The sequence below is a fragment of the Nocardiopsis exhalans genome, from assembly GCF_024134545.1.
In the GTDB taxonomy this organism is placed as follows: domain Bacteria; phylum Actinomycetota; class Actinomycetes; order Streptosporangiales; family Streptosporangiaceae; genus Nocardiopsis; species Nocardiopsis exhalans.
In genome coordinates this window covers 7,369,591-7,394,609 of record NZ_CP099837.1, presented here as the reverse complement: position 1 = coordinate 7,394,609, position 25,019 = coordinate 7,369,591, and the positions used below count along the sequence as shown (strand labels likewise).

The following is a 25,019-nucleotide window of genomic DNA, read 5'->3' as shown; positions in this document are numbered from 1 at the left end:
GTCCAGGGCTTTCGGATATCACCCTGTGGGAAACGTCGGTGGATCGGAAGCCTCGTAGTCAACTCGGGTCCATGCCCACCGAGGTGTCAGTCTTCCTTGAACCCGATACCGTCGCCCGCGCCCGGCGCGCGGCGGATCGCCACGGCATCCCGCTCAACGAGTGGTTGGCCAGAGCCATCCGACAGGCGGCAGACCTGAGCGAAGCCAGAGCCGTCTTGGAGGAGCACTTCGCCGGACACGGAGAACCCACGGCCGAGGCTGAGGCCGAACGGATGATCACGGAAGCGGGCGTCGGGCGCCCGGTCTCGACGGTGAGGACTCAATAGAACCAGGAGGCGCTCGCGCACCTCGACCGACTCGATAAAGCAGGCGGCGAGTGAGGTTGTGCGATCCGTGAGGTCCGGTGCTGGACGCGGTAGCCCTGCGTGAGGCTGAAAGTGCGCACCACCCTTGTTCCTGGGGCTGAAAAAGGTGAGAATCCTTCATATCTCTGACCCCCACAGAGCGGAGCGCCATGCATCAGGGACGTCTGGTCACGATGCTCGGAACAGTCCTCCTGCTGGACGTGCTCCGGGTGTTCCTGCCCTCGCTGATCACCCTGTTCGGGCAGGCGGGCTCGACCAGCCCCGAACTCATGGGGGCCTACGCCCTCGCCTGGTTCCTGGTGCCCTTCGTGCTCGTCGGGCTGTCCCGTCGGGTGTCGCCCCTGGCCCTCGCCCTGGGCGCCGGGGCGCTGCTCGCGGTCGGGCGGGTGGGGCTCCAGTTCACCCAGGGCGGTGACCCCCAGCTGTACCTGGCCTCCGCGCTGGTGGGCCTGGGAACCGCGTGGCTGGTGTGCACGGCCATGGCCACGGCCGCGGACGGCCGCCTGACCGCGCACGGGGTGATGGTCGGGGTGGTTGCCGGGACGGCGGCCTCGGCCGTGATCCACACGGCGCTCGGCACGGTGGACCTGGTCTGGCGCGAGGGCCTTGCGGCCTGGAGCGCGGCGCTCGTGGTTCCGGTGGCGTTCCTGGTACTGGCGGCCCGGACCTGGCGGACGGCCCCCGGGGACGCGGCCCCGACCGGGGCCCGCGCTTGGCTGGCGCTGGGGCCGCTGCTCTTCCTGTCCGGGCTCTACACCGCCAACCCCGCCGTCGCCGAGACTGTCGTCGGCGGAACCCCCTACGCGGCGGCCGCGCTCAGCGTGGTGGCGGTGCTGTCCGTCGCCCTGGCGGCGGCTCCCCGGCGCTTCACCCCGAACCCCCTGCTGCCGCTGGCCGTGCTGCTCGCCGCCCTCACCACGCTGTGGCTGGCACCCCAACTGCCGCACGACGTCCCCGGGACCCTGCCCGCGTGGACGCTCGCCGCGCTGCTGCTAGGCCAGCTCGCCCTGGCCTCCTGCGCCGGGTGGGCGACCGTGGGCATCCCTGAGTCGGACGCCCCGGTCTCCCCGATCCGGACCGGACTGCTCGCCTCAGCGGGGCTGCTGCTGTTCGTGGTGCTGGTGTTCGCCTTCTACGCCGCCTACGACCTGCACATGCCCAACGAGTACGTGCCGTTCGCCGCGCTGGCCCTGATCGTGGCGGCGATCCTGCCCCGGACCCGGGGCACGGTCGCGGGTCCCGACCAGCGGCGGACACACCAGGTCATCGCCGTGGCAGCCGCCGTCACCCTGGTCGTCACGGTCACCGCCCCGCTGCCGCGCACCAGCGGACCCGCCCCTGGACCCGACTCCGCACCCGGCTCCGACGGGCTCCGGGTGGCCGCCTACAACGTGCGGATGGGGTTCGGGATGGACGGCCGCCTCTCGGTCGCCGAACAGGCCGAGGTCCTGCGCGAACTCGACGCCGACGTCATCGCCCTGAGCGAGGTCGACCGGGGCTGGCTGCTCAACGGCGGCCACGACGGATTGTCACTGCTCGCCGAACACCTGGGTATGAACGCCTACTGGGGACCCGCCGACGGCCCGTTCTGGGGCGACGCCCTGCTCACCAACCTGCCGGTCACCGCGGTCCGCGGTCATCCGCTGCCCGACAGCGGTCCGACCGGAGCCCAGGCGCTGGTGGTCACCATGGAGTGGGCGGATACCGAGGTCACCGTGATCTCGACCCACCTCCAGCCCGAGGGCTACGACCTGGGGAACCCGAGCGCGAGGGGACAACTGGACGAACTCCTGCTCCTTGCCGCCCAGACCCGCGAGCGCACGTCGGCCCCCGTGGTGGTCGCCGGTGACCTCAACTTCGAACCGGACGAACTGCCCCTGGCGGACCGGGGACTCCTGGACGCCTTCGCCGAGGTGCGCCCGTTCCCCACGATGGTCGCGGACACCCGTTCGGAGCAGCAGATCGACCACGTCCTCATCAGCGAGGACCTGGAGCCGAGTGAACCGGCCAACCCGGACGTCCCGCACTCGGACCACCGCCCGATCGCCGTCACCCTCACCCCGGCCGGACAGGGCACACAGGGACATACAGGGGAGGAGTAAACCCCGGGCCGGGGGCAGGACTACCGACCCGGGGCTGATCGACCACCCAGTACTACAGGCGGTCACTGAGGGTTACTGTATCCGTGTTCGCTGGGGCCGGGGGCACGTTTCCAGGATTCTCTCCGGTTTCTTCCAGCAGAGAGTTCTGGGCGGCTGCTGCCCGACCGAGAGTGCATGTTCAGTGCCGGGGCCGCTCGTAGTGGAGACGGCGGCTCACCCAGTACACGTTCACGCAGGCGGCCACGAAACCGACCCCCAGCACGATGATCAACCAGGTCTCGTCGGTCCAGAGCATGGCCGCCGCGGTACCCAACAGGAGCACCAGCGCCCCGAACAGGGCCAGGATCACCCGGAAAGCCAGTGCGCTCGCCGGACGGTCGTGACTCCCGAGCGCGCCCTTCAACCTGCCGCGTCTGGCACGTTCCATGTGCTCACACCTCCCTGACTCTCAGTCCTACCCCAGCCACTCGAAACCTACAGATCGGGGTGCCGAACTGATGTCCGCGGAAGCACCTTTCCCGACCGGAAGATGTGTCATGCGTTCATGTAGGGTGTCAGGCATTTTTTCGAATGCCTGACATGGTGGATGCATCGACATACCATGGGTTTATGGGAGCAGACACGAAGGACCACAGAATCACCATCCGAGAGCTGCAGCGCAATGCGGCCGAGGTATTCGACCGTGCGGGGCGCGGTGAGAGCTTCACAGTGACCAGAAGAGGTGTGACCGTTGGCCGTGTCCTGCCACCGGATGATGCGGAGGAAGCCCTCACCGCCGCGGTGGGCCGGGGGTTGATCGACCCGCACGATCTCGACAACCTGCCTACGGCAGGTGAGGCGGTCGGGATGGTCCGGGAGGAGTCGCCTCCCGGCACGCGCCTGGCCACGGATGCCTTGGCGGAGTTGCGGGCCGCGGAGGACGAACGTTGATGTTCATCTACCTCGACACCTGTGCCGCTCTCAAACTCTTCAAGGAGGAAGTGGAGTCCGAGGCATTGGAACGCTGGTTGAACGAGCACGCCCAGGCACGTCAGATCACCAGCTACCTGACCCGAACCGAACTGCGGCGTGCGCTGCACGCTGTCGGAGCAAGCCCCGACACGGTCGAACGGGCTGGTGTGTGGCTGTCACGCGTGGCACATCTACGCATGCCGGCAGAGGTGTTCGACACGGCTGGGGACATCGCTCCCGGAACACGCCTCAGGTCCCTGGACGCGCTGCATGTTTCCTGTGCACTGGGGTTGGGGGCCGCGCTCAGTGCCTTCGTGACCTACGACAAGCGGTTGGCCGAGGCGGCCGAATCCGTTTCGCTTCCAGTCGTGACTCCGTCCCCCTGAACCACCGGGCACGCGAAAGGGGACGCCCCCTTCGGGAACGTCCCCTCTTCGAACAGCTGTCAGGCCTACACGCCTTCCATCAGGGCGGGCAGGGCCGCCTCGTAGGAGGTGCGCAGCTCGTCCAGGCCGATCTCCACCACGCCGCTGGGGTGGGTCACGGACAGGCTCTCGCCGCCCACGGTGCCGATCTGGGTGACGGGGACGCCGTGCTGGGCGGCCAGCGCGACGAACGCCTCCTCCCGGCCCGGCTCGACCGCGACGATCGCGCGGGCGCCGGACTCGCTGAACAGCGCCGTGAAGGCGTCGCCGTCCACCTCCACGCGCAGGCCCCTGCCGCCGCGCAGCGCGGACTCGGCCAGGGCCACGCCCAGACCGCCGTCCGACAGGTCGTGCGCGGCCGCGGCCAGGCCCTGCTCGGCGGAACCGGCCAGGACCTCGCCGAGGGCGGCCTCGGCGGTCAGGTCCACCTGCGGCGGCAGCCCGCCCAGGTGGCCGTGGATGACGTCGGCCCAGGCGGAACCGCCGAACTCGGCGCGGGTCTCGCCCAGCAGGAACACGCGCGCGCCGTCGGTGTCGAAGCCGGAGCGCAGACGGGTGTTGACGTCGTCGATCACGCCGAGCACACCGATGACCGGGGTCGGGTTGATCGGCACGTCGCCGGTCTGGTTGTAGAAGCTGACGTTGCCGCCGGTCACCGGGGTGCCGAGCTGCTGGCAGGCGTCGGCCAGGCCGCGGGTGGTCTCCGCGAACTGCCACATGACCCCGGGGTCCTCCGGTGAGCCGAAGTTGAGGCAGTTGGTGACCGCCAGCGGACGCGCGCCGGTGGCCGAGACGTTGCGGAAGGCCTCGGCGAAGGCCAGCTGGGTGCCCGCGTACGGGTCCAGGAGGGTGAAGCGGCCGTTGCCGTCGGTGGACAGGGCCACACCGCGGTCGGAGTCCTCGGAGATCCGGATCATCCCGGAGTCGTGCGGGGCGGACACGACCGTGTCGCCGCGCACGTAGCTGTCGTACTGCTGGGTGACCCAGGTCGGGTCGCCGATGCCGGGCGCGCCCAGCACCTTCAGGAGCTGTTCGCGCAGTTCGGCGTCGCCCTCGGGGCGGGCCAGCTTCGCGGCGTCGTCGGCCTGGAGGGCGTCCTGGGACTCCGGGCGGGCGTAGGGGCGTTCGTAGACCGGGCCCTCGTCGGAGGCGGTCCGCGGCGGCATGTCCACCACGGTCTCGCCGTGCCAGGTCATCACCAGGCGGCCGCCGCGCTCGGCCTCCTCGGGGGTCACCTCGGTGACCTCGCCGATCTCGGCGGCGAGGATGCCCCACTTGTCGCAGACCGCGAGGAAGTCGGCCATCTTGGCGGGCTCGACGATCGCCATCATGCGCTCCTGCGACTCACTCATGAGGATTTCCTCGGGGGTGAGCCGGTGGTCGCGCAGCGGGACCCGGTCCAGCTGGATGTTCATGCCGCCGGTACCGCCCGCGGCGAGCTCGGTGGTGGCGCAGGAGACACCCGCCGCCCCGAGGTCCTGGATACCGACGACCATGTCCTTGGCGTACAGCTCCAGGCTGCACTCGATGAGCAGCTTCTCCATGAACGGGTCGCCGACCTGGACGCTGGGCCGCTTGGACTCCAACTCGTCGTCGAAGGAGGCGCTGGCCAGGACGGAGGCGCCGCCGATGCCGTCGGGGCCGGTGGTGGAACCGAACAGGACCACCTTGTTGCCCGGGCCGGGGGCCTGGGCGAGCTTGATGTCCTCGTGCTTGAGCACACCGATGCACAGGGCGTTGACCAGCGGGTTGCCGAGATAGCTCTGATCGAAGCCGATCTCGCCGCCGATGTTGGGCAGGCCGAGGCAGTTGCCGTAGAAGGAGATGCCGGAGGTCACCCCGGGCAGCATCCGCTTGGTGTCGTCGGCGTCGGCGGGGCCGAAGCGCAGCGCGTCCATCACGGCCACGGGGCGGGCGCCCATGGTGAGGATGTCGCGGACGATGCCGCCCACGCCGGTGGCCGCGCCCTGGTGGGGCTCGACGAAGGACGGGCTGTTGTGCGACTCGATCTTGAACGTGACCGCGTTCCCGTCGCCGACGTCCACGACGCCCGCGTTCTCGCCCATGCCCACGAGCAGGGCGTCGTTCTCCGGAGCCTTCTCACCGAACTGGCGCAGGTGCACCTTGGAGGACTTGTAGGAGCAGTGCTCGCTCCACATCACCGAGTAGATGGCCAGCTCGGCGGCGGTGGGACGGCGGCCCAGGATCTCACGGACCCGGTCGTACTCGTCCTTGGGCATGCCCAGTTCGGCGTACGGCTGGGGTGTGTCCGGACTGTCGGTCGCGTTGGCGACGGTGTCGAGACCGGGTGCTTCAGACATGCGGTGGTTCCGTTCGGGTGTCGCGGAGTTGCGCGGAGGTGGGTCAGGCCGAGCCTTGGCTGTGTCCGCCGCCCGGCACCGGATCAGTAGGCGGGCATGCCCGCGTTGCCGAGCATCAGCACCGGCAGGGCGCCGGCGGACGGGGCGGTGGAGTCGGCCACCAGGGTCGTGCCGTCGGTGAGGACGGAGTCCACGAGGGCGATCTCGTCCTCGGACTCGGTGCCCGGCGGCAGTTCCTGGCGCCAGCCGTTGTCCAGCAGGTGTTCGTACACCGTCTGGACACTCTCCTCGGCGTCGTCGTCGAGCTCTTGGCCGTCCTCACCCGCGATGACGATCAGCCGGAAGCACTGGCCCTGGGGGTCGCAGTGCGCCTCGTCCTGGTCCACGTACGTGAACCCGGACGGGGGCCGACCCAGCGAGCCGACCTCGGGCGGGGGGTCGGGCTGGGCGCCCTGCTGCCCCTGCCCGGGCTGGCCCGGTTGGCCCTGCTGCCCCTGGCCACCGCCGGGAGCGGCGGTGGTGGGTGCGTTGAACGACTGGAAGAGGCCGACGGCCCCGGAAACCACGAGGCCGACCACGACCAGACCCACCAGTACGTACAGCATTCGCCGGGAGCGCAGCAGCGCCATCATCGCGAGGATCGTCCCCCTGTCGGGTGCGTCGGTCCGGTGTCGGCCGAACCGGTGTGCGTCGGGCCGCCGGGTTCGCGGCCGGTGTCGGTCAGGCGGGGGCCGGGGCCCCGGCCGAGAGGTGGCTGAGGATCGAGGTGAAGAAGCCCAGGCCCTCGGTGGAGGGTCCGGTCAGCGCTTCGACGGCGTGCTCGGGGTGCGGCATCAGCCCGACCACGTTGCCGTGCTCGTTGGTGATACCGGCGATGTCGCGACGCGAGCCGTTGGGGTTGCCCCCGACGTAGCGGGCGATGACCCGGCCCTCGGACTCCAGCTGGTCCAGGGTCTCCTCGTCGGCGACGTAGCTGCCCTCGCCGCTCTTGAGGACGACCAGGATCTCCTGGCCCTCGGTGTAGTCGGCGGTCCACGCGGTCCGGGTGTTCTCCATCCGCAGCACCTGGTCGCGGTTGACGAACCGCAGTGAGGAGTTGCGGGTGAGGGCACCGGGGAGCAGGTGGCTCTCGCACAGGATCTGGAAGCCGTTGCAGATGCCCAGGACCGGCAGGGCGCCCGAACGCGCCGCCGGGACCAGCTCGGACATCAGCGGGGCGAACCGGGCGATGGCACCGCAGCGGAGGTAGTCCCCGTAGGAGAAGCCGCCGGGCAGCACCACGGCGTCGACCCCCTTGAGGTCGGCGTCCGCGTGCCAGAGCGCGACGGGTTCGGCACCGGCGAGGGAGACCGCGCGCGCGGCGTCCTTGTCGTCGAGGGAGCCTGGGAAGGTGACGACGCCCACACGGGCTGTCATGAGCACACTCCGGGATTGTTGTCCTACGGGGAGAAGGCGGTGCCTGACCCCGTCACGGGGACGGCGCTCCGTTACCCGCAGCGTACCCGCTCACCTGTGCTCGGGTACGACGGTCACCCCCTCCCGGGGGCGCCGGACTGTGTGATCCTCCCAGGGAAACCCCGCCGGGAGGGGGTGCGGGTGTGTGACTCGACAGGTCGCGTGGTGTGCGTCACGGGGACCGCACGGGCCGCGGAGGGGTGTGCCCCGGACGGTGCACGGGGACGGTGCGGAGCCCCATCGCAGAGTCGTCGCAGAGCCGGTGCGGGCCCACGCCACGCCCCGCGGGGACGGTCCACGGGGTGCGGTGGGTCGGGTCTACAGGAGCGCGAACCGCGCCGCCGGGTCACTTCGGGACAGGGCGTCTCCACTGGCGGGATCGCAGGCGGTGAGGCGTTTGCGCAGGATGACGGTGGTTCGGGGTTCACCGCTGAAGTCGACCTCGTCCATGAGGTAGCGCATCAGCAAAATGCCCCTGCCCGATTCTGCTTCCAGGCCCGGGAGGGGCGTGTGTTCCGAGGTGAACCTCTGGACGAGCGCCGCTGTGTCGGGAGCTCGCCCGGTATGGGAGATCTGGAGCTCGCACCAGCCGGGGGCGAGCTCCACCTCGACCTCGTAGTCAGGGGAGGGCCCCCCGTGTTCGACGGCGTTGGCGCAGGCTTCGGAGGCGGCCAGAAGGATGTCGTCGACGCACTCCCGGCACAGGCCGGAGCGGCTCAGAAGCGCGCCGAGGATGTCGCGTACGACGGCGACCGTGTACGCCTGTCTGGGGAGGGAGATCGAGAAAACGGTGTCCATCCGTGTACCTCTCGTGCTCCGTATCGGTGACCAGCTCGGCACGTTAGGAACCCTTCCCGAGGCCGCCGCCGGTAAAACGAACAGCCGCGCCCTCAAGGGACGCGGCTGTTGAAGCCGGACACTTCCGGCACTACGGGCACCGGAGATTCGGTTGGCGCCGTCCGTTACCCGGACCGGACACGGTTCCCGCCCGTGACGGCAGGGGCTGCCGGGCTTCGGGCGGGGCTGTGTTTCGAGTACGGCTGTGCGGGGCAGGGCGAGCCGTACAGGCCGAATCGGTCAGGCTGGGCGGGCCGAGCCCGGCGGGCCGGACGGATCAGGCCGGACGGACCTCGAAGTCCTCGATCACGGTGTTCGCGAGCAGGGTCTCGGCCAGGCGGCGGACGTCGGCGAGCTTGGCCTCGTCCACCTCGCCCTCGACCTCGACCTCGAAGCGCTTGCCCTGGCGGACCTGGTCGATCCCCTCGAAACCGAGGCGGGAGCAGGCACCGGCGATGGCCTGGCCCTGGGGGTCCAGGATCTCGGGCTTGAGCATGACGTCAACCACGACGCGGGCCACAGGTCCTCCACAGGAAAAAATGGGTATGCCACTGCTCCGCCGTTCGAAGGGCGCCTCGTCGGGACGCGCCTGGCGGGCGTCGCCAGCGTATGACACCCGAGGACGCGGACGTGTCCCGGCCACCTGCCACGCAGGGCTTTTACCGCATCCTTAACGGGACTGGCGATGGTTTCGGTACGTTCGTGACCCGTATCACTGCAATTGATGTCATCATTAGGAGCGTGTTGCTGCGTCTAACAGTGTGGAAGTGATCGTTCGGTCGTCCCTAGGGGGAATCTTGACGACTCTCGAAAAGGATCAGACCTCCACGGCCGGTGTGACCCGCGACGAGGACCAGACACTGGACTTCGCCACCGCGGTGACGCCGTTCGCAGACCAGCTCTACCCGACGGCCCTGCGGATGACCCGCAATCCGGCCGACGCAGAAGACCTCGTTCAGGAGACGTTCGCCAAGGCCTTCGCCAATTTCCACCAGTTCCGGGCCGGTACCAATCTGCGGGCCTGGCTGTACCGGATCTTGACCAACACCTTTATCAACAGTTACCGCAAGAAGCAGCGGGAACCGCGTCAGGAGACCACTGACGAGATCAAGGACTGGCAGCTCGCCGCCGCCGAGACGCACACGTCGTCCGGTATGCGCTCGGCCGAGACCGAGGTCCTGGACCACCTGCCCGACTCCGACATCAAGCAGGCCCTGGCCCGCTTGCCGGAGGAGTTCCAGGAGGTCATCTACCTCGTGGACATCGAGGGCTACGCCTACAAGGAGGTCGCCGCCCGGATGGGTACGCCTCTGGGCACGGTGATGTCCCGACTGCACCGCGCGCGCCGCCAGCTGCGCGAGATGCTCGCCGACTACGGCCGCGAGCGCGGAATGCGCGTGCCCACGCCCAAGGCCCGGGACGCGTCCGAATAACCGGACACAGTTGGCAGTAACAGGACGAACGCGGGCCCCGCAGCGGGTTCCCGGAAGTCTCCGGAGAGCGGTTTCACACCGCCCGGAGCGAACTGACCGAAAGCGCCCGAAGAAGCGGCGAGAAGTGCGCCACAGGCCTCCCGAAACCTTGGGAGGCGCGTAGGTGGGAAAGCGCATCACACCGCCTGTCCGGGCGACTCATGGAATTCTCACGGAAAACGCACCGACGGTGACTCAGGGTCGATGTCGGTGCCTTTGCCGTGTCCGAAACCAGGCCTGTCTCAGCCCGTTTGCGTTTGTGCGTCCGGGGCCGACCCGGGGCCCTGCGCCGATTCCGGCTCCGGGGTTTGCGGTGCCGGGGTGCGGGGCGGTCCCGTGTGCCGGGTGCGGAACCACACCACGGCCGTGATCGCTATGAGCAGCACACAGGGAAGCAGCATGACCGGCGAACCGACACCGGCCGAGCGGTCCATCCCCTCAGCGAGGTCGGTGTGCGTGGCGAGCACGAGCAGGAAGGCGACCGTGTTGTTCACCGCGTGGATGACCACCGCCAGCTCCAGGCCGCCGGTCCGCCACGAGATGAGCGCCAGGGTGGCGCCGAAGACGAAGTAGTACAGGTTCAGCCACGGGTCGAACGCCGCGTGCGCCACCATGAACAGCAGGCTCGACACCACGACGCCCAGGATGAGCGCCGCACGCGGCCCGCGGCCCCAGCTCGCGGCCACCCGGAAGGCCAGCCCGCGGAAGCCGTACTCCTCACCGGCCGACTGCAGCGGAGCCAGCAGCATCACCACGGCGAACATGAGCACGAGGTCGGTGTACAGCCAGTCCGTCTGCTCGTAGGGCGCCAGGAAGGTGAAGACGGTCATGTAGACCACCCAGATCGGCAGGATGATCATGAGCGACCGGCCGAACACCTCCGGGCGGAAGAGCGAGCGGACCGAGTGCAGGGAAGCGCCCCTCACTCCGTAGAGCCACCGCTGGATGAGCATGCTCCACGGCAGCAGCATGGCCAGTCCGAGCAGGCCCGCCGCCTGGTTCACGGGGGTGATCTCGAACTCGCCCTCGAACATGTTGCCCCGGCCCATCAGCGCGTCGATCGCGAAGCCGATGATCGTGAACCCGAACGCGAAGACGAGCATCCCGCCCATGAGCAGGACGAGCGCGGCGATGCCCCGCCAGATCTGCCGCTTCTCCCCGGTGAGGACCTGGTGGTACTCCCGGCCGGGAGGCACCGGACGCGGCCCCCGACGCTTCTGCGGAACGGGTGGGACCGGCGGCGGAGCCATCGGCGGGGTCTGCACGTTCGTCGGGGGCGTGGCTGGTGGTCGCTGCTCTTCGTGGTTCATGCCTCGAACCTAACTTCGGTGAAGGCGGGCTCGGGAGTCCCCGGAATCACCGGTTCGCGCTGTGTTTCACCCGGCCCCACCGATGACAGATGTCATCCGCCATCGCCCCACTGTCTGAGACCGTCCTCCGCCACAGTTGTCGGAGAGGGTTTCGTTGCCAGTAGTACCCCTGTCGACCTGTGCGGAGGTCGAGAGCTGACGCAGGTTGCTCACTAGGTTGCTCACATCGCTAGTGAGCAGCCTAGTGAGCAGCCTAGTGAGCAGCCCGGCCTCGAACTCAGTAGGCTCGAGAAGTGGATAGTGATGAGCTCTTGGCGCTGGTGCAGAATCTGCGACGCTTCGGAGGGGACCTCGCCGATGTCGAGGTGAAGAGAGCGCACGGCAAACTCCCCAAGTCCACACATGAGACACTCTCTGCCTTCGCGAACAAGGAAGGCGGCGTTCTGATCCTCGGCCTGGACGAGAAGAACGGGTTCGAAGCCGTCGGGGTGAAGGACGTCGCCAAGCTCGTCGCCGATCTCGGGTCACTGTGTTCGGAGTTCGAGCCTCCGATCCGTGCTTCCATCAGGCCTCGCCGCTTCGAGTCGGCGGACCTGATCGTCGCGGAGATTCCCGAGACCCTTCCAGCGGACAAGCCTTGTCACTTCAAGGCCATGGGGATCTACCAGGGCAGCTTCATTCGCGTTGGCGATGGTGATCGCCGCATGACCCAATACGAGATCCTCGGCTTGCTCGCCTCGAAGGGGCAACCGAAGGAGGACCTCGAACCGGTCCCCGGGACCTCGGTGGACGACCTTGATCCGCACCTCGCGGATGCCTACCTGTCCCGACTGCGCAGGAATCGGCCCTACCGGTACGCGGAGTCGAGCGACCACGAAGCCCTCACTCGGACTCGGGTTCTCGTCAGGGACCCGGGCGGACGGGAGGCGCTTTCCCTGGGTGGGCTGCTCGCACTCGGAGAGTACCCCCAGGAGTACTTTCCCCAACTCATGATGAGCTTCGTGCACTATCCGGAGAGCGCTGGCGGTTCCTTGCGGAGCGGTGAGCGTTTTCTGGACAATGTGGCGCTCGAAGGCCCTATCCCGGTGATGGTGCGAGATGCTCTGCGCGTACTGAAACGCAACATGAAGCGACGCGCCGTGATCCACGGTGTCGGGAGGTCGGACGTCTGGGAATACCCGGAAGTCGCTCTGCGAGAAGCGGTCGTCAACGCCCTGGTCCACCGTGATCTCGCCGGTCATGCCCGTGGAACACAGGTTCAAGTGGCGATGTACCCGGACCGGCTCATCATCCAGAACCCGGGCGGGCTCTTCGGCGGGGTCACGGTTGAAAGCCTGACGGACCATCCGCCGTCCTCCTCGCGTAACTCGATTCTGATGAACATCCTCCAGGACGTTCCTATCCCGGAAACCGACCAGAGTGTCTGCGAGAAACGCGGATCCGGCATTCAGGACATGTTGCAGGCGCTGCGGTCATCGCAGATGAGCCCACCGACCTTCACGGACCGGCTGGCGTCGTTCAAGGTCGAGTTCCCCAACCACACGCTCTTGGAGGAGGACACGGTCGGATGGATCAACTCCCTCAACGAGCAGGGGTTGACGGACAGCCAATGTGTCGCCTTGGCCCTGCTGAGGTCCGGAGAGGCTCTGACCAACCCGCGCTACCGGGCGGCCACGGGGGTGGACTCTCGCGTGGCGACCGCTGAACTCCAGGACCTCGTGGCTCGTGAACTCGCGGTACAGGAGGGGGTGCGTCGTTCGTCGCGCTATCGCGTCCATCCCGACCTCGACAGGGACACGGATACGACCCTCGTGCCAGTGGAGCGGCCGCCCCGGAGCAGGAAGGACCGCACGGACGAGATCCTCGCGGCTCTGGACGGTAGGGCACTGAGCCGTGCGGAGATCGAAGCCCGTACGGGCTTGGCCCGACCGACGGTCCTGCGGTGGTTGAACAAACTGAAGAAGGTCGGCCTGGTGGAGGCGTTCGGAGAAAACCGTAACGAGCTTCGTTACCGCCGGACTGGACAACAACGGCTCGACGAGGACGCGGGCGGAGGGGCCGACTCGCGTTGAACCGCCAGAGGACGAGACTCGCCCGTGAGGGCCCGTTGGATCCGCCGCCATCGGACTCCACCGCAATGCTGAGGACCCTACGTCAGTCGAGGTCGCTTTCCGTTGCGCTGGCCAACAGGTGGGTTCCGTCATGGACGCGGATGGAGGGGCCGCTGCCGGACAGCGCGTCGGCGATGCGGATCTCCTGGTCTTCGGGTGCGGCGCGGATCGCCTCTTCGGGTTCAAGCCAGGCCACGGACAGCGCTTCGTCGCTGGGTCGGGCCTGGCCGCCGATCGGTTCGCACAGCAGACCCAGGGAGACTACGCCCAGCTTCATGTTTTGTAGACCCAGGGAGGCTGCTCCTGGGAGTGCGGGGGACGTCTCCCGTATGCCTGGGTGAGATCCGGTAGTCAGTCTGGGACAGGAAAGCGGTAGTCGAAGACGGCCATGTCGGCACGGATCAGGAACTGCGCCACATCGAGTGGACCGTCTTCGGTGTGGTAGGTCCGGATCACCTCGAACACCGGGGTGCCCGGAGGAATGCGCAGCCGACTGGCCTCCGGACCGGTGGGCATCCGCGCCCCGATCTCCTCCTGGACCTCCCGCACGGGACTCACGCGATCGATGTCGGCGATGTGTCCTCCTGGCCCCTCGCCGTCCACCATTTCGGGGTTCCGCTCGGCGGTGGCGAGGCTGAAGTAGCTGTCCGCGGACTGGTTGATGGTCCCGTCGAGCTTCGTGACGCGCCTGCGCACCAAGACGAGATCATCATCCGAGACGTCCGGCAGCCGCTCCACCACGAAGGGCGGGGCGGGGACCTGCGCTGTCTCGGTCTCCTGTTCGACCTTCTGCCCCTGCCCTGCACCCTCTGCCCGAAGCACGCTCTGCGGTTCGGGGCCGCCCCATATGGATCGGCTGTAGCGCTGGAGCCCGTAGCGTCGCACCCTCTTCGGCTCGCGGACGTAGGTGCCGCTGCCTTTCTTGCTGGTCAGAAGCCCTTCTTGGCGAAGGAGGTCGATCGAGCCTCGGGCCACAATCACGCTGACTTCATAACTCTCGGCGAGTTCGTGGAGTGTGGGGAGTTTGTCCCCGGGGGCGAGGTCACCCCGGCGGATTTGGTTGCGCAGGTTATCGGCGATGCGTACCTGAAGGGGGCGCGCGTCGGTCGTCTCGTCGCTCATGGCGCTCACCCTAGTGCCACGCATGTTTGTATGTGAGCTTTTTCTTTCATGCATAGGAACCTCAGCGCAGGCAGCACCACTCCTGGGGTCCGGCACAGGTCAGGTCGTCACGGGGCGAGCCCAAAGGTTCTCCGCGGCACCGTGGGTGCTTCGCTACCCGAGATCGTCCTCGGCGGTACTGGTCAGCAGGTGGGTTCCGTCGTGGACGCGGATGAAGGGGCCGTCGTCGGACAGGGCATCGGCGATGCGGATCCCCCGGGCTTCGGGTGCGGCGTGGATCGCTTCTTCGGGTTCAAGCCAGGCCACGGACAGCGCTTCGTCGCTGGGTCGGGCCTGGCCGCCGATCGGTTCGCACAGCAGACCCAGGGAGACCACGCCGAGCTTCATGTTCTTGTAGACCCCGGTCAGCCGTAGTGGCCGGACTTCGACCCCGGTCTCTTCCCGCACCTCACGAACCGCGCACTGCTCGGGGGTCTCCGCGAGCTCCAGGACACCGCCCGGTGGGACCCACCGCTCGTCGTCAGCGCGCTGGATGACCAGGACCTTCCCGTCCTCGGGGCGCACCACGATCGCGCTGACACTGACACTGTGCAGAACGCCCTCGTTCATCGCGACTGCTCCCAGGTGTAGGTGAGGCGCCAGCGCAGTGCGGCGAGGACGTTCAAGCAGGCTTCGACCGGCCGGTCCTCGGTGTCGAAAGCAGTGCGCATGACCTGGAAGACGGGTTGCCCCTGGGCGATGTCGAGGAAGGCGGACTCCTCTGCGGTCGCTCCACGTACTTCGATGTCCTCGGAGAAGCGGACCGGCCCGAAACCACGTTGGGCCAGCCGCTCGTACATGCCGCTCGGCCCGGTGTCGGGCATGGCGATCTCGGTGCCGCCAGCGACCTGCATAGGGATGTGGGAGATGGCGAGCTGAACGGGTTTCTCGTCGGCGAACATGTGCCGCTTGCGCACAAGCACCGTGTCCTCAGGGGCGATCCGGAGGGCCTCGGCGATCTCTTCGCTGGGCGCTTCCTCTCCCCAACGGACGAGCTCGGTGCGGGGTGCCAGTCCCGCCTCGGTGAGCTCTTCGGCGTAGGAACTGCGGCTGTGCGAGGAGCGGTAGTCACGGTCGATCCTCCGAACACGTTTGACGGTCGGGACATCCAGGACGACGGATCCCCGGCCGTGCTCGGTCCGGACCCACCCCTCGGCCTGGAGCATGGACACCGCCCGACTGATGGAGCTCTGGTTGAGCCCGTACTCCCGAGCGAGGTCCGGCTGGCTGGGCAGTGTGCTGCCCGGCGCGTAGTCACCCCTCCGGATGGCGTCGCGCAGCAGCGCGGCCACCTGTTTGTACCGCGCGCGAGGCGGTTCGAGGGTGCTCATCCAGCGTGCCCCTTCCGGCATTACGTGTACTCGCGTCCCACCGTAGCGCCGGGGCGTACCTGACCCCTCCTGCCTGGCGGAGCAAGATCTTGGCGAACTTATTGCATATGTGTTGACGATTATGCCATAAGTTTCTATCGTTGCGTAAACCGGCAGTGACGCTGGGCTCCAGCGCACTCCGGTGGCATGAGAAACCCCGGCGGGTGTAGCACCACCCCCGGGGCCAGGCCGACAACCAACGCTTTGAACAGGAGTTGCCGACGTGTCCATTCTCCCTCAGATGCCCACTCCCGCCTACCCGGGGCGGCGCTGGGAAGCGCGCCAGTACCCCGGAACGCCCTCCACCTGCCCCCGCTTCCGGGCGGAGCTCCGCTCTGACCTCGCATCCCTCGCCGGGGTTCCCCGCCACATCCGCGAGGACGTCGAGCTCTGCGCGAGCGAGGCCTTCGCCAACGCCGTGACCCATACCCGATCACAGCGCTCCGGCGGCACCGTCATCCGGATGCTCTCCACGCCCATCGTGATGGGCCGCGAGACCACCCTGCGTCTTTCGATCATCGACGACGGACCCCTGGACACCCGCCCGATGTTCCCGCCCGAGCGGCGATCGGCGGCGGATTGGGAGCAGGCCGAGTCCGGGCGCGGCCTCCAGCTCATCCACCAGCTCGCCAACGAGTGGGGCACCCAGCGCTGGGCTGACCCCGACTCGCTGAGTGTGCTGGGCGCGGTGCTCTGGGCCGAGTTCGCCTACCCCACCGCCTCCGAGACCACCTGTGTCTGCGGAGGCGCCCGATGAGCACCGAGACCGTACCCCTCGACCTCCGCCGAGTCCTGGACGCTCCCCGAGGCCGACGCTTCAGCCGTCCCATCCTCCGTCCCGGAATCCGCCCGGAAGTGCATTCCTCTGGCGGCCGTGTGCCCGAATCGCTTCCGCCGCTGGTCTCCCTGGGGCGCACCCCGAGGGAGCGCGAAATCCTCGCGCGGATGCCCGACACCCCCGGACTGCGCCGCCGCTTCGCCCAAGGGGACCCGCCCGCGTGGCTGCGAAGGGCCGAGGCCTCCGAATCCTGCTGGCGTCAGGACGACGTTCCCGATCGCACCCCCGCCCCGAAACCGGCACGCGAGCCCGCCGAGGAAGCCGAGCCCGAACGCCCGGTGTCGATCCCCCGCCCGCGCAGGGAGCGGGTGCCGCCCCCGCCGCTCCCGCGTAGGTCGGACCGCCCGCGCCGTCCCGCTGGCCACCGCAAGCCCCGCCGCCGAATCGACCTTCTCCTGACCGGCTACGCCCTGGCCGTCACGGCCGGAGCGATGGGCCAGAACCTGGTCGCCCTGCTGGGCTGATCCGCCACAACCCACCCGAACGGCCGCACCGGAACGCGGGGCCCGGTGCGGCCCGGGGGTTATCGGTGTCGGTCAGCAACGTGTCCGCGACGTGGTCACGCAACGACGAGTAGATGGCCACATGCGGTCATATTCTCAGATTGGACAAGCTTGTTGGAATAATCTTCCAGGCAAGCCCTCTCGAAAGGAGACGCTTTTGAAGCTCACGAAGATCAGTGACGGGTGCGAGAACAAGAGCTGCCCGGCTGTCTATGAGACCGACCGTGGAACCTTCGTCGTCCAGGGTTATGTCATCTCTGATCCACAGGCCCTGAAACAACTGGGCCTACCAGTCGGGGAGAGTGCGGTCGAGGTGCCCGCCGACCTGTTGAAGGGCAACCATGTCGTCGCTGAGTGATGCCGGTTTCGACGATCTGTTCGACGAAGCCGCCAAGAGCGTGTTCCGGCTGGAGACCCTGCCCGTCTACAACCCGGTGTCCGAAGCGGCGAAGCTAGCCGCTTACCTGGCCGGAGACCCCTGCCCCAGGGTGGGTGTGACCACCCCTTACATGCGCGAGGTGACGGAGCAGACCCGGCAGGGCATCCGTCGTTTCCGCGTGCACGTGGTTCACAGTCCTTTGAACGACTACCTCCGTTACGAGATGGAGTGGGGATACGTCTTCAACTCCCAGGCGGGGGAGGAGATCTTCATCCTCGACACCGCAGAGAAGGGCCGCCCCGACGGTCTCGTCGACGAGGACTTCTGGTTCTTCGACGACACCCACGTGGTGCGCATGAACTACCGGGACGATGGCGAGTACCTCGGCAAAGAGCTGGTGGACGTGCCTGACCTGGAGCACTACCGAGCCCAGCGTGACCTGGCCATGGCGCAGGCCGTACCCTTCAACGAGTATTGGAGAGCGCATCCGCAGTATCACCGGGGCTGATGGACACACCTGCATCGTTCGAACGTGACCGTGCGGAGCTGGCCGAAGAGATTCGGCAGCTTCGTGCGGCTTCCGGTATGTCCGGGGTGGTCGTCGCCGAGCGGCTCGGGTGGAGCCAGTCCAAGGTCTCCAAGCTCGAAACCGGCAGAGCAACCCCCTCCTTGGAGGATGTGCGGAAGCTGGTCGCCCTGTACGGGGTGGGCCAGGAGAAGCGCGACGCCCTCGAAACGTCGACCTCGGAGCTGAACGACCGCTACCGATCTCTGCGTATGTTGCGTAAGCGTGGTCTCGAGCAAGAGCAGCAGGGCATCAAGCGTGTGGAGTCCTCCACAACCCTTCTGCGGGTCTTCGAGCCGAGCACTGTTCCGGGGCTGCTGCAAACGGCTGAGTACGCACGTGCGGTGTTCAGCCGCCCTCTCACCGGCGCCGGTGTCGACGTTCCAGGGGCTGTGGCCGCCAGGATCGATCGGCAGTCGGTGCTTTTCCGGCCTGAGCGTAGGTTCCACTTCGTCATCACGGAGGCCGCTCTTCGCTGGCGTATGGGTGGCTCCTCGACGATGACGGCCCAGATGGACCGTCTGGCCAACCTCTCGACACTCTCGAATGTGCGTCTGGGTCTGCTGCCCTGGCGGGTCGAAGTCTCCGAGTTCCCCAACAACGGTTTCGACATCCGAGATGATCGGGAGGTCGCTGTAGAGAACTTCACGACGCATCGGGTCCTCACGGATCCCAGGGACGTCGACTTCCACCTGCGCATGTTCCAGCTGTTCGCCGATGCCGCGATCTACGACGACGAGGCGCGCACCTTCCTCGCGGACCTGGTCCGCGAGCACGCCTGACGTCTCGTCATCTGGTTCCCGTCCCACCCGCCACGAGAGGACATCCTTTTATTCCTTGACCTATGTAGTTTCTAGGAATAGTCTTGCTCATGCTCGAAGGTAGCCCGTCCTCTCGGACTCTCAGGGAGTGAACATGCAGGAAGAACAGGTGTACGAGCCCCCGGTGCTGATTGACCTCGGCGACGCTCGTGAGCTCATCCTCGGCAACGGGTCGCAGGACACGGCGGACCTCAACACCTCCCGCTACTACTGACCGAAACCGTGCCGCCCCACCCTTCGGGGCGGCACGCCCGTGGGGAGGCGATCCTGTGGCGGTGACAAGGTACTTCGCCGGTTCCAGCGCGCGGCGATCCGGCGCGGCCCCGGATCCTCGGGTGCGGCTACTCGGGGTGTGGCCCAAGCCCTTGATCAGACACACGGTCGCGCATGGTCGCTCCGCCCTTCTCCTGGGCGAGTGCCTGGCGACCGACGAAGAGCTCCGAGAAGCCCTTTCCCATGGCGGATCGTTGTGCGAGGCGGCGGGTAGCGCGGCCTCACTCAGCGGTTCCTACTGCGCGATCGTTTCCCAGGACGGGCAGACGGCCCTCGCCACGGACCTGGCCGGACTGCACCGCCTGTGGTACCGGGAAGGCTCGGAAGGCATCGAGTTCGCGTCCACACCGCTGGCCCTCGTTCGCGGTTCCACCGCCGACCTGGATCCGGACGCTCTCGCCGCACGGCTCTTCTGCTCGGATTTCCACACCGGCCTCCCGGGAGGCTCCCTTCACAAACGAGCCACCGAGGTACCACCGGATCGGGTTCTGCTCCTGAACGGGGCAAGCGTGTCCCTCGCTCCCCGAAACCCGGCGTGGAACCGGACATTGTTCCGGGAGGGGGCGGAGGCGCTCCGCGAGGCCTTGGAAACCGGTGTGCGCGCACGGGTCAGCGGAGCGAACACGGTGACCGCGGACCTTTCCGGAGGGATGGACTCGTCCACGCTCGCGCTGTTGGCCGCACGTTACCGGGACGAACCACTGCCAGCGCTGACCTATACGGACCCGTTCGCGGTCAACGACGATGACGCCGATTACGCGGCGCTACTCGCCTCCAGAGCATCAGGGTTGGCGCAGGTCATCGTGAAGGGGGACGCGGCGTCCCTACCCTTCACCGGCATGGACGACGTTCCGCTCACCGATCATCCGAGCCTGGACACGGTGATCTTCGCGCGCGATCGCGTCCGTCTGCTGCCGGCGTCCGGAGCCTCCCCGCACCTGGTCGGGGACGGCGGGGACGCGGTGCTGGGAGCCCCGCTCACCTACCTCACGGCCCTGACCCGTAGGAGCGGTCTGCCGCGGTTGGTCCAGGAGACCCGCGGCTGGGCGAGGTTGAGGCACCGGCCGGTACACCGGATCATGCGTTCCGTCTGGAGGGCCTCCCGCACGACCTACGCCGAAACGCTCACGGCCCTCGCCGCACGGCTGGAAGGGCTCCCTTCGAACGGTTTCCGGGGCAATGCCCCTCGGGTCGAACGCAATATCGTCTGGGCCCACCTCGGGCCGTCCGCTCCGTGGGGCACCTCAAGAGCCCGTGCCACCGTGGCGGAACGACTCCGCCACGCGGCGGAAAGCGTGGACGATGCCCACGGGGTCGACGCGCACGCGCTGCGCATGCTGCGTCGGCACGCCGCGGACACCCGGTTGTTCGCGGACATCGCCGCCCATTCGGACGTGCGGGTGGCCGCACCCTTCTTCGACAACCAGGTCGTCGCGGCCTGCCTGTCGGTCCCCGCCGTGGAACGAGCCTCGGTCTTCCAGGCCAAGCCGTTGCTGAAGGCCGCGTTCGCCGAACATCTACTCGCCGAACTGTACGAACGCCGAACCAAAGGCGACTACGGGGCGTGTGAGTACCACGGGGTTCGCCGCAACGCCGCTCGGCTGCGCAGTCTGGTGGAGGACTCGCGCCTGGCGGATCTGGGCATCCTCGAACCCCACCTGATCAAGGCTGAACTGGAACGGGCCATCAGCGGCGGATACGCGGCGATGGCCGCAATCGCCGAAGTCGTGTCCGCCGAGGTGTGGTTGCGCGGGCTCGACCGCGCTCTGGCCCTTCCCGCGGAGCGCTCCGTCGTCCTGGAAGGAGAGCGATGACCGGACTCGGCCCCGCCCCCGGTGTCCGACAGGCGAGCACCGAGCACGGCGCGATGCTGCTGGACCTGTCTTCGGGCAGGTTCTTCGGGCTGAACCCCACCGCTGCGGCGATATGGCGCTCCCTCAGCCAAGGTGTGTCCCCAGAGGACACGGCGACACGGTTGGCCGACCAACTGAGGGTCTCGGAAGACCGTCTACTCGAGGACACCCGGTCCCTTCGCGCGGCGTTGTGCGAGCGCGGCCTGCTGCGTGAGGAGAGCACTCCTTGAGTTCGCATATGGCCCTTCCCCCGCCGCCCTCCGCGCTCCCACGACTGCGCTACCGCTGCGCCGGACTGTGCGGATTCGTCTTGGCCGTCCTCTTGCTGCGCCTACCCCTCGAACGCAGCGTGGCGCTCGTCGGCGCACTCCGGCGCTGGGCCGTGCGTTCCGCCACCGTTGGAGAAGCCGAGGTCCTCGTGACGGCGGTTCGCCGCGCCGCGCAATGGTTCCCCGGCCGTGCGGCCTGCCTGGAGAACTCCCTCGCGGCCGCGCTCGCCGCACTGCTGACACGGCGCTCCGTGGACTGGTGCATCGGGGCACGCCTGATGCCCTACGCGGCGCATGCCTGGATCGAGGTGGAGGGGGTCCCGGTCGGTGAGCCCTCCGAACCCGATCGCCCCTACCTGTTGTTGCAACGGACATGACCACCACTGGTGAAGGGAAACGATGGGCGACAAGACGAACGTGACCGCCGCGCTCGCGGCCGTCGACGAGGACTACTACACGCTTCGGCCGGACGGGAACCTCGTCACACAGAGCACAGCGGCCTCGGCCATCGCCGAGCTCCTGGAACGGCTGGACGTGTGGGCCGGAATGCGGGTGCTGGAGGTCGGCACCGGCTCGGGTTTCTCCGGTGCGCTGCTGAGCGAGCTCGTGGGACCGGCGGGTTCGGTGGTGTCGGTGGACGTGGTTGCGGAGCTCACCACCAGGGCGCGTGACCTGCACGAATCCCAAGGGCGAACCAACGTCGCCCTGATCACTGGCGACGGCGCGCTGGGTGCCCCGGGAAAGGGGGATTTCGATCGGGTCGTGGCCTGGACGACACCGAGCCTCCTTCCCCGGGCCTGGGTGGAACAAGCGGCGCCGGACGCCGTGATCGTCACCCCCGTCGAACTGGCACCGAGCGTGCGCAGCGCCGCGATCCTGCGCGCTCGTGTGGACCCCGAACTCGGCCCCGAAGGTGTGGAGCTCTTCGCGGGGCGCTACGTGGAGATGCACGATGTGGAGCTGGAGCAGTGGCTGGTCCCACCGCGTGGCGTCGACGCCCTGGTGCGCTCCGATGAGGGCCTGGACCTGTGGATCTCCGCGCCTTGGGTGGGCCGGGACGGCGAAGCCGCACGTGGCCTGCTCAAGGTGTTGGCCGACGAGGGCACTACGCGGGCCGGTGTGTTGGAAGCGGGGGAGTCGGCCGTGGACCTGACCGCCTACCTTTACGCCCGCCATCCCGAAGAGATCAGCGTGGTGGGCCTGGGCGGCCCTCTCTGGGGTGTGGGGTACGCGGACCCCGAAGGGGTGGCGGTGTTCACGGCCGCCGACACCGGCAGCGCTCTGCACAGCGGAGCTTCCGGGGCGCTGGAGCGTCTGAGCGTCTGGGTCGAGGACTGGCGTCAGACAGGTCGCCCCGGCTACCCCGACCTGAGCCCGGTGCTCACTCGCGAGGATGAGGGGTGGCGTGTACGCGCCGAACTCGCCGGAGACGAACGCGCATGAACAAACCTGAGCTCTGGCTGCACGGTGACCGGGCCGGTATCGGCCCGATCCGCTCCGACCTGCTGGAGGACTACTGGCGGTGGGAGCAGCGCATTTCCACCATCGTCGGGTACAACCGGCAGACTCCCCAGCAGATCGCGACCACCCGGGAGATCTACACCAGCGCCTACGAGTCCTCTTCCGAACGGCAGATCAAGTTCACCGTCTACGCCGTGGACGGTCCCGAACCGCTTCCGGTGGGCACAGCCATGCTCCTGCTCGATCTGGGACTGGATGTCGCCGAGTACACCGTGGCCATCGGAGCCTCCGAAGCCCGAGGCAAGGGGGTCGGTACCGAGGCGACCCTTCTGGTGCTGGACTACGCCTTCCACGTCACCGGATTGGAGTGCGTCTACCTGACCGTGCTGGAACCCAACGCCGGAGCGATCACCGCCTATGAGCGCGCGGGTTTCCGCTGTCAGGGGATGCGCCGCAACTCCAACAAGTGGCTGGGCCGTCGTGTCAACGAGATCCACATGGACGTCGTCCCCGCGGAGTTTCCCGGCCCTTCGCGGGTCAAGCAACAGTTCGGAGCCGACTCCTGATGACGCTGGCTGTGCTGAACCCGTGAATTCTTGTTGCACTTATTTCAGATGATTCTACGGAGGGGGCCGTGATGGCGCGAGCGAGCGTGTTGGGTGACTCCCCCACGATCGAACCTGACGCTGAAGACCGTTCCGCTGCCCAGCGGCTGCTTCAAGGGGTGGGCGAGGAGTCACAGCTGGCTCTGAAGCTCGCCGACGGGAGTGAGCTCCCCCTGTCCGAAGCGTTGGTCAAGGCACTACTGGCTCTGGCTGGTGAACTCTCAGTCGGACACGTGGTCCGGGTGTTGGCCGCCGAGACCACCCTGACCCCCGCGGAAACCGCGGAGGTGCTGGGCCTGTCCAGGCCCTTCGTCGTGCGCTTGCTGGATGAGGGAGCGATTCCGTCGGAGCACCTGCCTGGTAGCCGTCATCGGGTGGTTCGGCTAGAAGACGTTCTGGAGTTCCAGGCCAGGCGCGAGAGGCGCAGGGAAGGCAGACGGAAGATCGCCGATGCAGTCGAGTCCGCCGATCTCCCGTACTGAAAGAGCAAGTCACGCATGGCGTGATTCCCCGGCTCTCAGGCGAAGGAGACCTCAGCCCAAGACCAGTTCCTGGTTCATCGTGGACAGCTCATCGGCGGCTTTGCGGCTGCACTGGCTGTCTCTGCGCATGTAGTCCATGAGGGGCGCGGATTGCACCCGTCGATGGGTGCCGACCTTGCGATATTCGATCTCCTCCGCCTGCAGCAGGCCGATCAGATGAGTTCGAGAGGCGTTGAGTATGTCCGCTTCCTGCTGAGTCGCCAGTTCGGCGTGCTCCGGGACGATCGAGACCCCCGTCCAGCTGCCATGTGGGTGAGGACGCTGACCAGGAGCTCGACCGCGGCTCGCGGGAGCAACAGCTCCTCCCGGCTCTCCTCGACGGTCACAGGGACCGGGGTCAGTGCCTCTTGATGCTCGTCCAGGTAGCGGCGGATACGGGGTAGTGCGCTTTCGGCTGCTTCGATCTGCTTGGTATCCAGGTGCGAAGACAGCACAGTCATGTTCCCTCCTCGCTCGTTCAAGAGACAGACACCTCATCTACAGCCGAAGTATTCGCAATAAGCGAAGCAAACGCAGCAGAGGATTTCGTTTTTTTCGATTAGGGTAGGATGGCGTTATGGCAACGACACTGCGGGAACGAACAGTCCTTCCACCGGATGACCGGTCCGAGCTGGCCAGACTCGCTCGTGACCTGACTGACGACCGTCGGCCGCGCGCACGGCTCATCGGCCCGGACGGCTCGAAAATCGATGTCCCCGAGGAGCTCTACGGAGTCCTGCGCGACGTCGTGGCAGCGCTTTCTCAGGGGTTGGCGATCTCCATCGCTCCGCACAACACCATGCTGACCACGCAGGAGGCGGCTGATCTGCTCAGTATTTCCCGTCCTACCCTGGTCAGGCTCCTGAGCGAGGGCGAAATCCCCTTCAGCATGCGTGGACGGCATCGCCGAGTACTCCTCCGCGATGTCCTGGACTACCAGGAGCGCACTCGGCAGGAGCGGGAGCAGGTCCTGGACCAGATGGCGGTCGACGCCGAGGAAACGGGCCTGTACGACGTGACCTCCACCCCTGAGAGCACCAGGTGAGAGTGG

The 25,019-nt window shown here is 67.6% G+C and carries 31 protein-coding genes; 19 read left to right on the top strand and 12 right to left on the bottom strand.

The annotated features are described in order from the left end of the window. Positions 1-71 precede the first annotated feature (71 nt). Positions 72-326 (top strand): hypothetical protein, encoded by a 255-nt coding sequence (locus NE857_RS33085; RefSeq protein WP_254419143.1) that lies wholly within the window; start codon positions 72-74, stop codon positions 324-326. A gap of 188 nt (positions 327-514) precedes the next feature. Then, positions 515-2,467, top strand: coding sequence for an endonuclease/exonuclease/phosphatase family protein (locus NE857_RS33080; RefSeq protein WP_254419142.1), 1,953 nt, complete (start codon positions 515-517; stop codon positions 2,465-2,467). 178 nt (positions 2,468-2,645) lie between these two features. Here NE857_RS33080 and NE857_RS33075 read toward each other — a convergent pair whose 3' ends face one another. Then, on the bottom strand, positions 2,646-2,894 hold the full coding sequence (locus NE857_RS33075) for a hypothetical protein (RefSeq protein ID WP_017583728.1): 249 nt from the start codon (positions 2,892-2,894) through the stop codon (positions 2,646-2,648). Between the two features lie 143 nt (positions 2,895-3,037). Here NE857_RS33075 and NE857_RS34425 point away from each other — a divergent pair, with 143 nt between their 5' ends. After that, a complete protein-coding gene (locus NE857_RS34425; protein ID WP_344010313.1) occupies positions 3,038-3,397 on the top strand; it encodes a type II toxin-antitoxin system Phd/YefM family antitoxin in 360 nt (119 codons plus the stop codon). Continuing rightward, positions 3,397-3,804: a type II toxin-antitoxin system VapC family toxin gene (locus NE857_RS33065; protein ID WP_254419140.1), complete on the top strand. Its 408-nt coding sequence runs from the start codon at positions 3,397-3,399 to the stop codon at positions 3,802-3,804. Before NE857_RS34425 ends, NE857_RS33065 begins: the two co-directional genes overlap by 1 nt. Positions 3,805-3,869: 65 nt before the next feature. On the opposite strand, the gene purL is transcribed toward NE857_RS33065, so the two are convergent. The 5 genes from purL to purS all read right to left on the bottom strand — a co-directional run bounded on the left by purL (position 3,870) and on the right by purS (position 8,976). After that, positions 3,870-6,164: a phosphoribosylformylglycinamidine synthase subunit PurL gene (gene purL, locus NE857_RS33060; RefSeq protein ID WP_254419139.1), complete on the bottom strand. Its 2,295-nt coding sequence runs from the start codon at positions 6,162-6,164 to the stop codon at positions 3,870-3,872. 83 nt (positions 6,165-6,247) lie between these two features. After that, positions 6,248-6,796, bottom strand: coding sequence for a hypothetical protein (locus NE857_RS33055; RefSeq protein ID WP_254419138.1), 549 nt, complete (start codon positions 6,794-6,796; stop codon positions 6,248-6,250). A gap of 88 nt (positions 6,797-6,884) precedes the next feature. Next, the gene (gene purQ, locus NE857_RS33050; protein WP_017583725.1) at positions 6,885-7,580 is read right to left on the bottom strand and encodes a phosphoribosylformylglycinamidine synthase subunit PurQ; all 696 of its coding nucleotides are present in this window, start codon (positions 7,578-7,580) and stop codon (positions 6,885-6,887) included. A gap of 357 nt (positions 7,581-7,937) precedes the next feature. Next, complete coding sequence (locus NE857_RS33045) at positions 7,938-8,417, bottom strand: ATP-binding protein (protein WP_254419137.1); 480 nt, start codon at positions 8,415-8,417, stop codon at positions 7,938-7,940. Between the two features lie 316 nt (positions 8,418-8,733). Beyond that, a complete protein-coding gene (purS, locus tag NE857_RS33040) occupies positions 8,734-8,976 on the bottom strand; it encodes a phosphoribosylformylglycinamidine synthase subunit PurS (protein WP_067602247.1) in 243 nt (80 codons plus the stop codon). A gap of 277 nt (positions 8,977-9,253) precedes the next feature. Here purS and NE857_RS33035 point away from each other — a divergent pair, with 277 nt between their 5' ends. Continuing rightward, positions 9,254-9,889 carry a sigma-70 family RNA polymerase sigma factor gene (locus NE857_RS33035; protein WP_026117063.1) on the top strand — a complete coding sequence of 212 codons (636 nt, stop codon included), beginning with the start codon at positions 9,254-9,256 and terminating at the stop codon, positions 9,887-9,889. 281 nt (positions 9,890-10,170) lie between these two features. On the opposite strand, the gene NE857_RS33030 is transcribed toward NE857_RS33035, so the two are convergent. Further along, positions 10,171-11,238: a CPBP family intramembrane glutamic endopeptidase gene (locus tag NE857_RS33030; RefSeq protein ID WP_254419136.1), complete on the bottom strand. Its 1,068-nt coding sequence runs from the start codon at positions 11,236-11,238 to the stop codon at positions 10,171-10,173. A 293-nt stretch (positions 11,239-11,531) separates the two neighbouring features. Here NE857_RS33030 and NE857_RS33025 point away from each other — a divergent pair, with 293 nt between their 5' ends. Beyond that, positions 11,532-13,310: an ATP-binding protein gene (locus NE857_RS33025; protein WP_254419135.1), complete on the top strand. Its 1,779-nt coding sequence runs from the start codon at positions 11,532-11,534 to the stop codon at positions 13,308-13,310. A gap of 82 nt (positions 13,311-13,392) precedes the next feature. On the opposite strand, the gene NE857_RS33020 is transcribed toward NE857_RS33025, so the two are convergent. The 4 genes from NE857_RS33020 to NE857_RS33005 form a co-directional block, all read right to left on the bottom strand. Continuing rightward, on the bottom strand, positions 13,393-13,626 hold the full coding sequence (locus NE857_RS33020; RefSeq protein ID WP_254419134.1) for a hypothetical protein: 234 nt from the start codon (positions 13,624-13,626) through the stop codon (positions 13,393-13,395). 74 nt (positions 13,627-13,700) lie between these two features. After that, positions 13,701-14,471 (bottom strand): GntR family transcriptional regulator, encoded by a 771-nt coding sequence (locus NE857_RS33015; RefSeq protein ID WP_254419133.1) that lies wholly within the window; start codon positions 14,469-14,471, stop codon positions 13,701-13,703. Between the two features lie 153 nt (positions 14,472-14,624). Next, positions 14,625-15,080 carry an NUDIX hydrolase gene (locus NE857_RS33010; RefSeq protein WP_254419132.1) on the bottom strand — a complete coding sequence of 152 codons (456 nt, stop codon included), beginning with the start codon at positions 15,078-15,080 and terminating at the stop codon, positions 14,625-14,627. Beyond that, positions 15,077-15,841 carry a GntR family transcriptional regulator gene (locus NE857_RS33005; RefSeq protein WP_254419131.1) on the bottom strand — a complete coding sequence of 255 codons (765 nt, stop codon included), beginning with the start codon at positions 15,839-15,841 and terminating at the stop codon, positions 15,077-15,079. The genes NE857_RS33010 and NE857_RS33005 overlap by 4 nt, the downstream gene beginning before the upstream one ends. 262 nt (positions 15,842-16,103) lie before the next feature. On the opposite strand from NE857_RS33005, the gene NE857_RS33000 reads away from it, so the two are divergent. The 12 genes from NE857_RS33000 to NE857_RS32945 all read left to right on the top strand — a co-directional run bounded on the left by NE857_RS33000 (position 16,104) and on the right by NE857_RS32945 (position 23,929). Further along, positions 16,104-16,637 carry an ATP-binding protein gene (locus NE857_RS33000; RefSeq protein WP_254419130.1) on the top strand — a complete coding sequence of 178 codons (534 nt, stop codon included), beginning with the start codon at positions 16,104-16,106 and terminating at the stop codon, positions 16,635-16,637. After that, on the top strand, positions 16,634-17,182 hold the full coding sequence (locus tag NE857_RS32995; protein ID WP_254419129.1) for a hypothetical protein: 549 nt from the start codon (positions 16,634-16,636) through the stop codon (positions 17,180-17,182). The genes NE857_RS33000 and NE857_RS32995 overlap by 4 nt, the downstream gene beginning before the upstream one ends. Positions 17,183-17,378: 196 nt before the next feature. After that, complete coding sequence (locus NE857_RS32990; RefSeq protein WP_254419128.1) at positions 17,379-17,579, top strand: hypothetical protein; 201 nt, start codon at positions 17,379-17,381, stop codon at positions 17,577-17,579. Beyond that, a complete protein-coding gene (locus NE857_RS32985) occupies positions 17,563-18,108 on the top strand; it encodes a DUF6879 family protein (RefSeq protein ID WP_254419127.1) in 546 nt (181 codons plus the stop codon). Before NE857_RS32990 ends, NE857_RS32985 begins: the two co-directional genes overlap by 17 nt. Next, the gene (locus tag NE857_RS32980; RefSeq protein ID WP_254419126.1) at positions 18,108-18,947 is read left to right on the top strand and encodes a helix-turn-helix domain-containing protein; all 840 of its coding nucleotides are present in this window, start codon (positions 18,108-18,110) and stop codon (positions 18,945-18,947) included. The genes NE857_RS32985 and NE857_RS32980 overlap by 1 nt, the downstream gene beginning before the upstream one ends. 133 nt (positions 18,948-19,080) lie before the next feature. Beyond that, positions 19,081-19,200 carry a lasso RiPP family leader peptide-containing protein gene (locus NE857_RS32975; RefSeq protein ID WP_254419125.1) on the top strand — a complete coding sequence of 40 codons (120 nt, stop codon included), beginning with the start codon at positions 19,081-19,083 and terminating at the stop codon, positions 19,198-19,200. A gap of 55 nt (positions 19,201-19,255) precedes the next feature. Next, a complete protein-coding gene (locus NE857_RS32970) occupies positions 19,256-21,073 on the top strand; it encodes an albusnodin/ikarugamycin family macrolactam cyclase (RefSeq protein WP_344010290.1) in 1,818 nt (605 codons plus the stop codon). Further along, complete coding sequence (locus NE857_RS32965; RefSeq protein ID WP_254419123.1) at positions 21,070-21,342, top strand: PqqD family peptide modification chaperone; 273 nt, start codon at positions 21,070-21,072, stop codon at positions 21,340-21,342. The genes NE857_RS32970 and NE857_RS32965 overlap by 4 nt, the downstream gene beginning before the upstream one ends. Beyond that, complete coding sequence (locus NE857_RS32960; RefSeq protein ID WP_254419122.1) at positions 21,339-21,758, top strand: lasso peptide biosynthesis B2 protein; 420 nt, start codon at positions 21,339-21,341, stop codon at positions 21,756-21,758. The genes NE857_RS32965 and NE857_RS32960 overlap by 4 nt, the downstream gene beginning before the upstream one ends. 22 nt (positions 21,759-21,780) lie before the next feature. After that, the gene (locus NE857_RS32955) at positions 21,781-22,824 is read left to right on the top strand and encodes a protein-L-isoaspartate O-methyltransferase family protein (protein WP_254419121.1); all 1,044 of its coding nucleotides are present in this window, start codon (positions 21,781-21,783) and stop codon (positions 22,822-22,824) included. Then, positions 22,821-23,408 (top strand): GNAT family N-acetyltransferase, encoded by a 588-nt coding sequence (locus NE857_RS32950; protein ID WP_254419120.1) that lies wholly within the window; start codon positions 22,821-22,823, stop codon positions 23,406-23,408. The genes NE857_RS32955 and NE857_RS32950 overlap by 4 nt, the downstream gene beginning before the upstream one ends. Positions 23,409-23,479: 71 nt before the next feature. After that, positions 23,480-23,929 (top strand): helix-turn-helix domain-containing protein, encoded by a 450-nt coding sequence (locus tag NE857_RS32945; protein ID WP_254419119.1) that lies wholly within the window; start codon positions 23,480-23,482, stop codon positions 23,927-23,929. Positions 23,930-24,141: 212 nt separating this feature from the next. On the opposite strand, the gene NE857_RS32940 is transcribed toward NE857_RS32945, so the two are convergent. Next, the gene (locus NE857_RS32940; protein WP_254419118.1) at positions 24,142-24,429 is read right to left on the bottom strand and encodes a hypothetical protein; all 288 of its coding nucleotides are present in this window, start codon (positions 24,427-24,429) and stop codon (positions 24,142-24,144) included. A gap of 116 nt (positions 24,430-24,545) precedes the next feature. On the opposite strand from NE857_RS32940, the gene NE857_RS32935 reads away from it, so the two are divergent. Then, complete coding sequence (locus tag NE857_RS32935) at positions 24,546-25,013, top strand: helix-turn-helix domain-containing protein (RefSeq protein WP_254419117.1); 468 nt, start codon at positions 24,546-24,548, stop codon at positions 25,011-25,013. Positions 25,014-25,019: the final 6 nt, after the last annotated feature.

What these genes read in the sequence shown, in the direction of transcription:
- NE857_RS33085 (WP_254419143.1), top strand. Translation starts at nt 72, where the DNA reads ATGCCCACCGAGGTGTCAGTCTTCCTTGAACCCGATACCGTCGCCCGC.
- NE857_RS33080 (WP_254419142.1), top strand. Translation starts at nt 515, where the DNA reads ATGCATCAGGGACGTCTGGTCACGATGCTCGGAACAGTCCTCCTGCTG.
- NE857_RS33075 (WP_017583728.1), bottom strand. Translation starts at nt 2,894, where the DNA reads ATGGAACGTGCCAGACGCGGCAGGTTGAAGGGCGCGCTCGGGAGTCAC.
- NE857_RS34425 (WP_344010313.1), top strand. Translation starts at nt 3,038, where the DNA reads ATGCCTGACATGGTGGATGCATCGACATACCATGGGTTTATGGGAGCA.
- NE857_RS33065 (WP_254419140.1), top strand. Translation starts at nt 3,397, where the DNA reads ATGTTCATCTACCTCGACACCTGTGCCGCTCTCAAACTCTTCAAGGAG.
- purL (WP_254419139.1), bottom strand. Translation starts at nt 6,164, where the DNA reads ATGTCTGAAGCACCCGGTCTCGACACCGTCGCCAACGCGACCGACAGT.
- NE857_RS33055 (WP_254419138.1), bottom strand. Translation starts at nt 6,796, where the DNA reads ATGATGGCGCTGCTGCGCTCCCGGCGAATGCTGTACGTACTGGTGGGT.
- purQ (WP_017583725.1), bottom strand. Translation starts at nt 7,580, where the DNA reads ATGACAGCCCGTGTGGGCGTCGTCACCTTCCCAGGCTCCCTCGACGAC.
- NE857_RS33045 (WP_254419137.1), bottom strand. Translation starts at nt 8,417, where the DNA reads ATGGACACCGTTTTCTCGATCTCCCTCCCCAGACAGGCGTACACGGTC.
- NE857_RS33030 (WP_254419136.1), bottom strand. Translation starts at nt 11,238, where the DNA reads ATGAACCACGAAGAGCAGCGACCACCAGCCACGCCCCCGACGAACGTG.
- NE857_RS33020 (WP_254419134.1), bottom strand. Translation starts at nt 13,626, where the DNA reads ATGAAGCTGGGCGTAGTCTCCCTGGGTCTGCTGTGCGAACCGATCGGC.
- NE857_RS33015 (WP_254419133.1), bottom strand. Translation starts at nt 14,471, where the DNA reads ATGAGCGACGAGACGACCGACGCGCGCCCCCTTCAGGTACGCATCGCC.
- NE857_RS33010 (WP_254419132.1), bottom strand. Translation starts at nt 15,080, where the DNA reads ATGAACGAGGGCGTTCTGCACAGTGTCAGTGTCAGCGCGATCGTGGTG.
- NE857_RS33005 (WP_254419131.1), bottom strand. Translation starts at nt 15,841, where the DNA reads ATGAGCACCCTCGAACCGCCTCGCGCGCGGTACAAACAGGTGGCCGCG.
- NE857_RS32995 (WP_254419129.1), top strand. Translation starts at nt 16,634, where the DNA reads ATGAGCACCGAGACCGTACCCCTCGACCTCCGCCGAGTCCTGGACGCT.
- NE857_RS32985 (WP_254419127.1), top strand. Translation starts at nt 17,563, where the DNA reads ATGTCGTCGCTGAGTGATGCCGGTTTCGACGATCTGTTCGACGAAGCC.
- NE857_RS32980 (WP_254419126.1), top strand. Translation starts at nt 18,108, where the DNA reads ATGGACACACCTGCATCGTTCGAACGTGACCGTGCGGAGCTGGCCGAA.
- NE857_RS32975 (WP_254419125.1), top strand. Translation starts at nt 19,081, where the DNA reads ATGCAGGAAGAACAGGTGTACGAGCCCCCGGTGCTGATTGACCTCGGC.
- NE857_RS32965 (WP_254419123.1), top strand. Translation starts at nt 21,070, where the DNA reads ATGACCGGACTCGGCCCCGCCCCCGGTGTCCGACAGGCGAGCACCGAG.
- NE857_RS32955 (WP_254419121.1), top strand. Translation starts at nt 21,781, where the DNA reads ATGGGCGACAAGACGAACGTGACCGCCGCGCTCGCGGCCGTCGACGAG.
- NE857_RS32950 (WP_254419120.1), top strand. Translation starts at nt 22,821, where the DNA reads ATGAACAAACCTGAGCTCTGGCTGCACGGTGACCGGGCCGGTATCGGC.
- NE857_RS32945 (WP_254419119.1), top strand. Translation starts at nt 23,480, where the DNA reads ATGGCGCGAGCGAGCGTGTTGGGTGACTCCCCCACGATCGAACCTGAC.
- NE857_RS32940 (WP_254419118.1), bottom strand. Translation starts at nt 24,429, where the DNA reads ATGACTGTGCTGTCTTCGCACCTGGATACCAAGCAGATCGAAGCAGCC.
- NE857_RS32935 (WP_254419117.1), top strand. Translation starts at nt 24,546, where the DNA reads ATGGCAACGACACTGCGGGAACGAACAGTCCTTCCACCGGATGACCGG.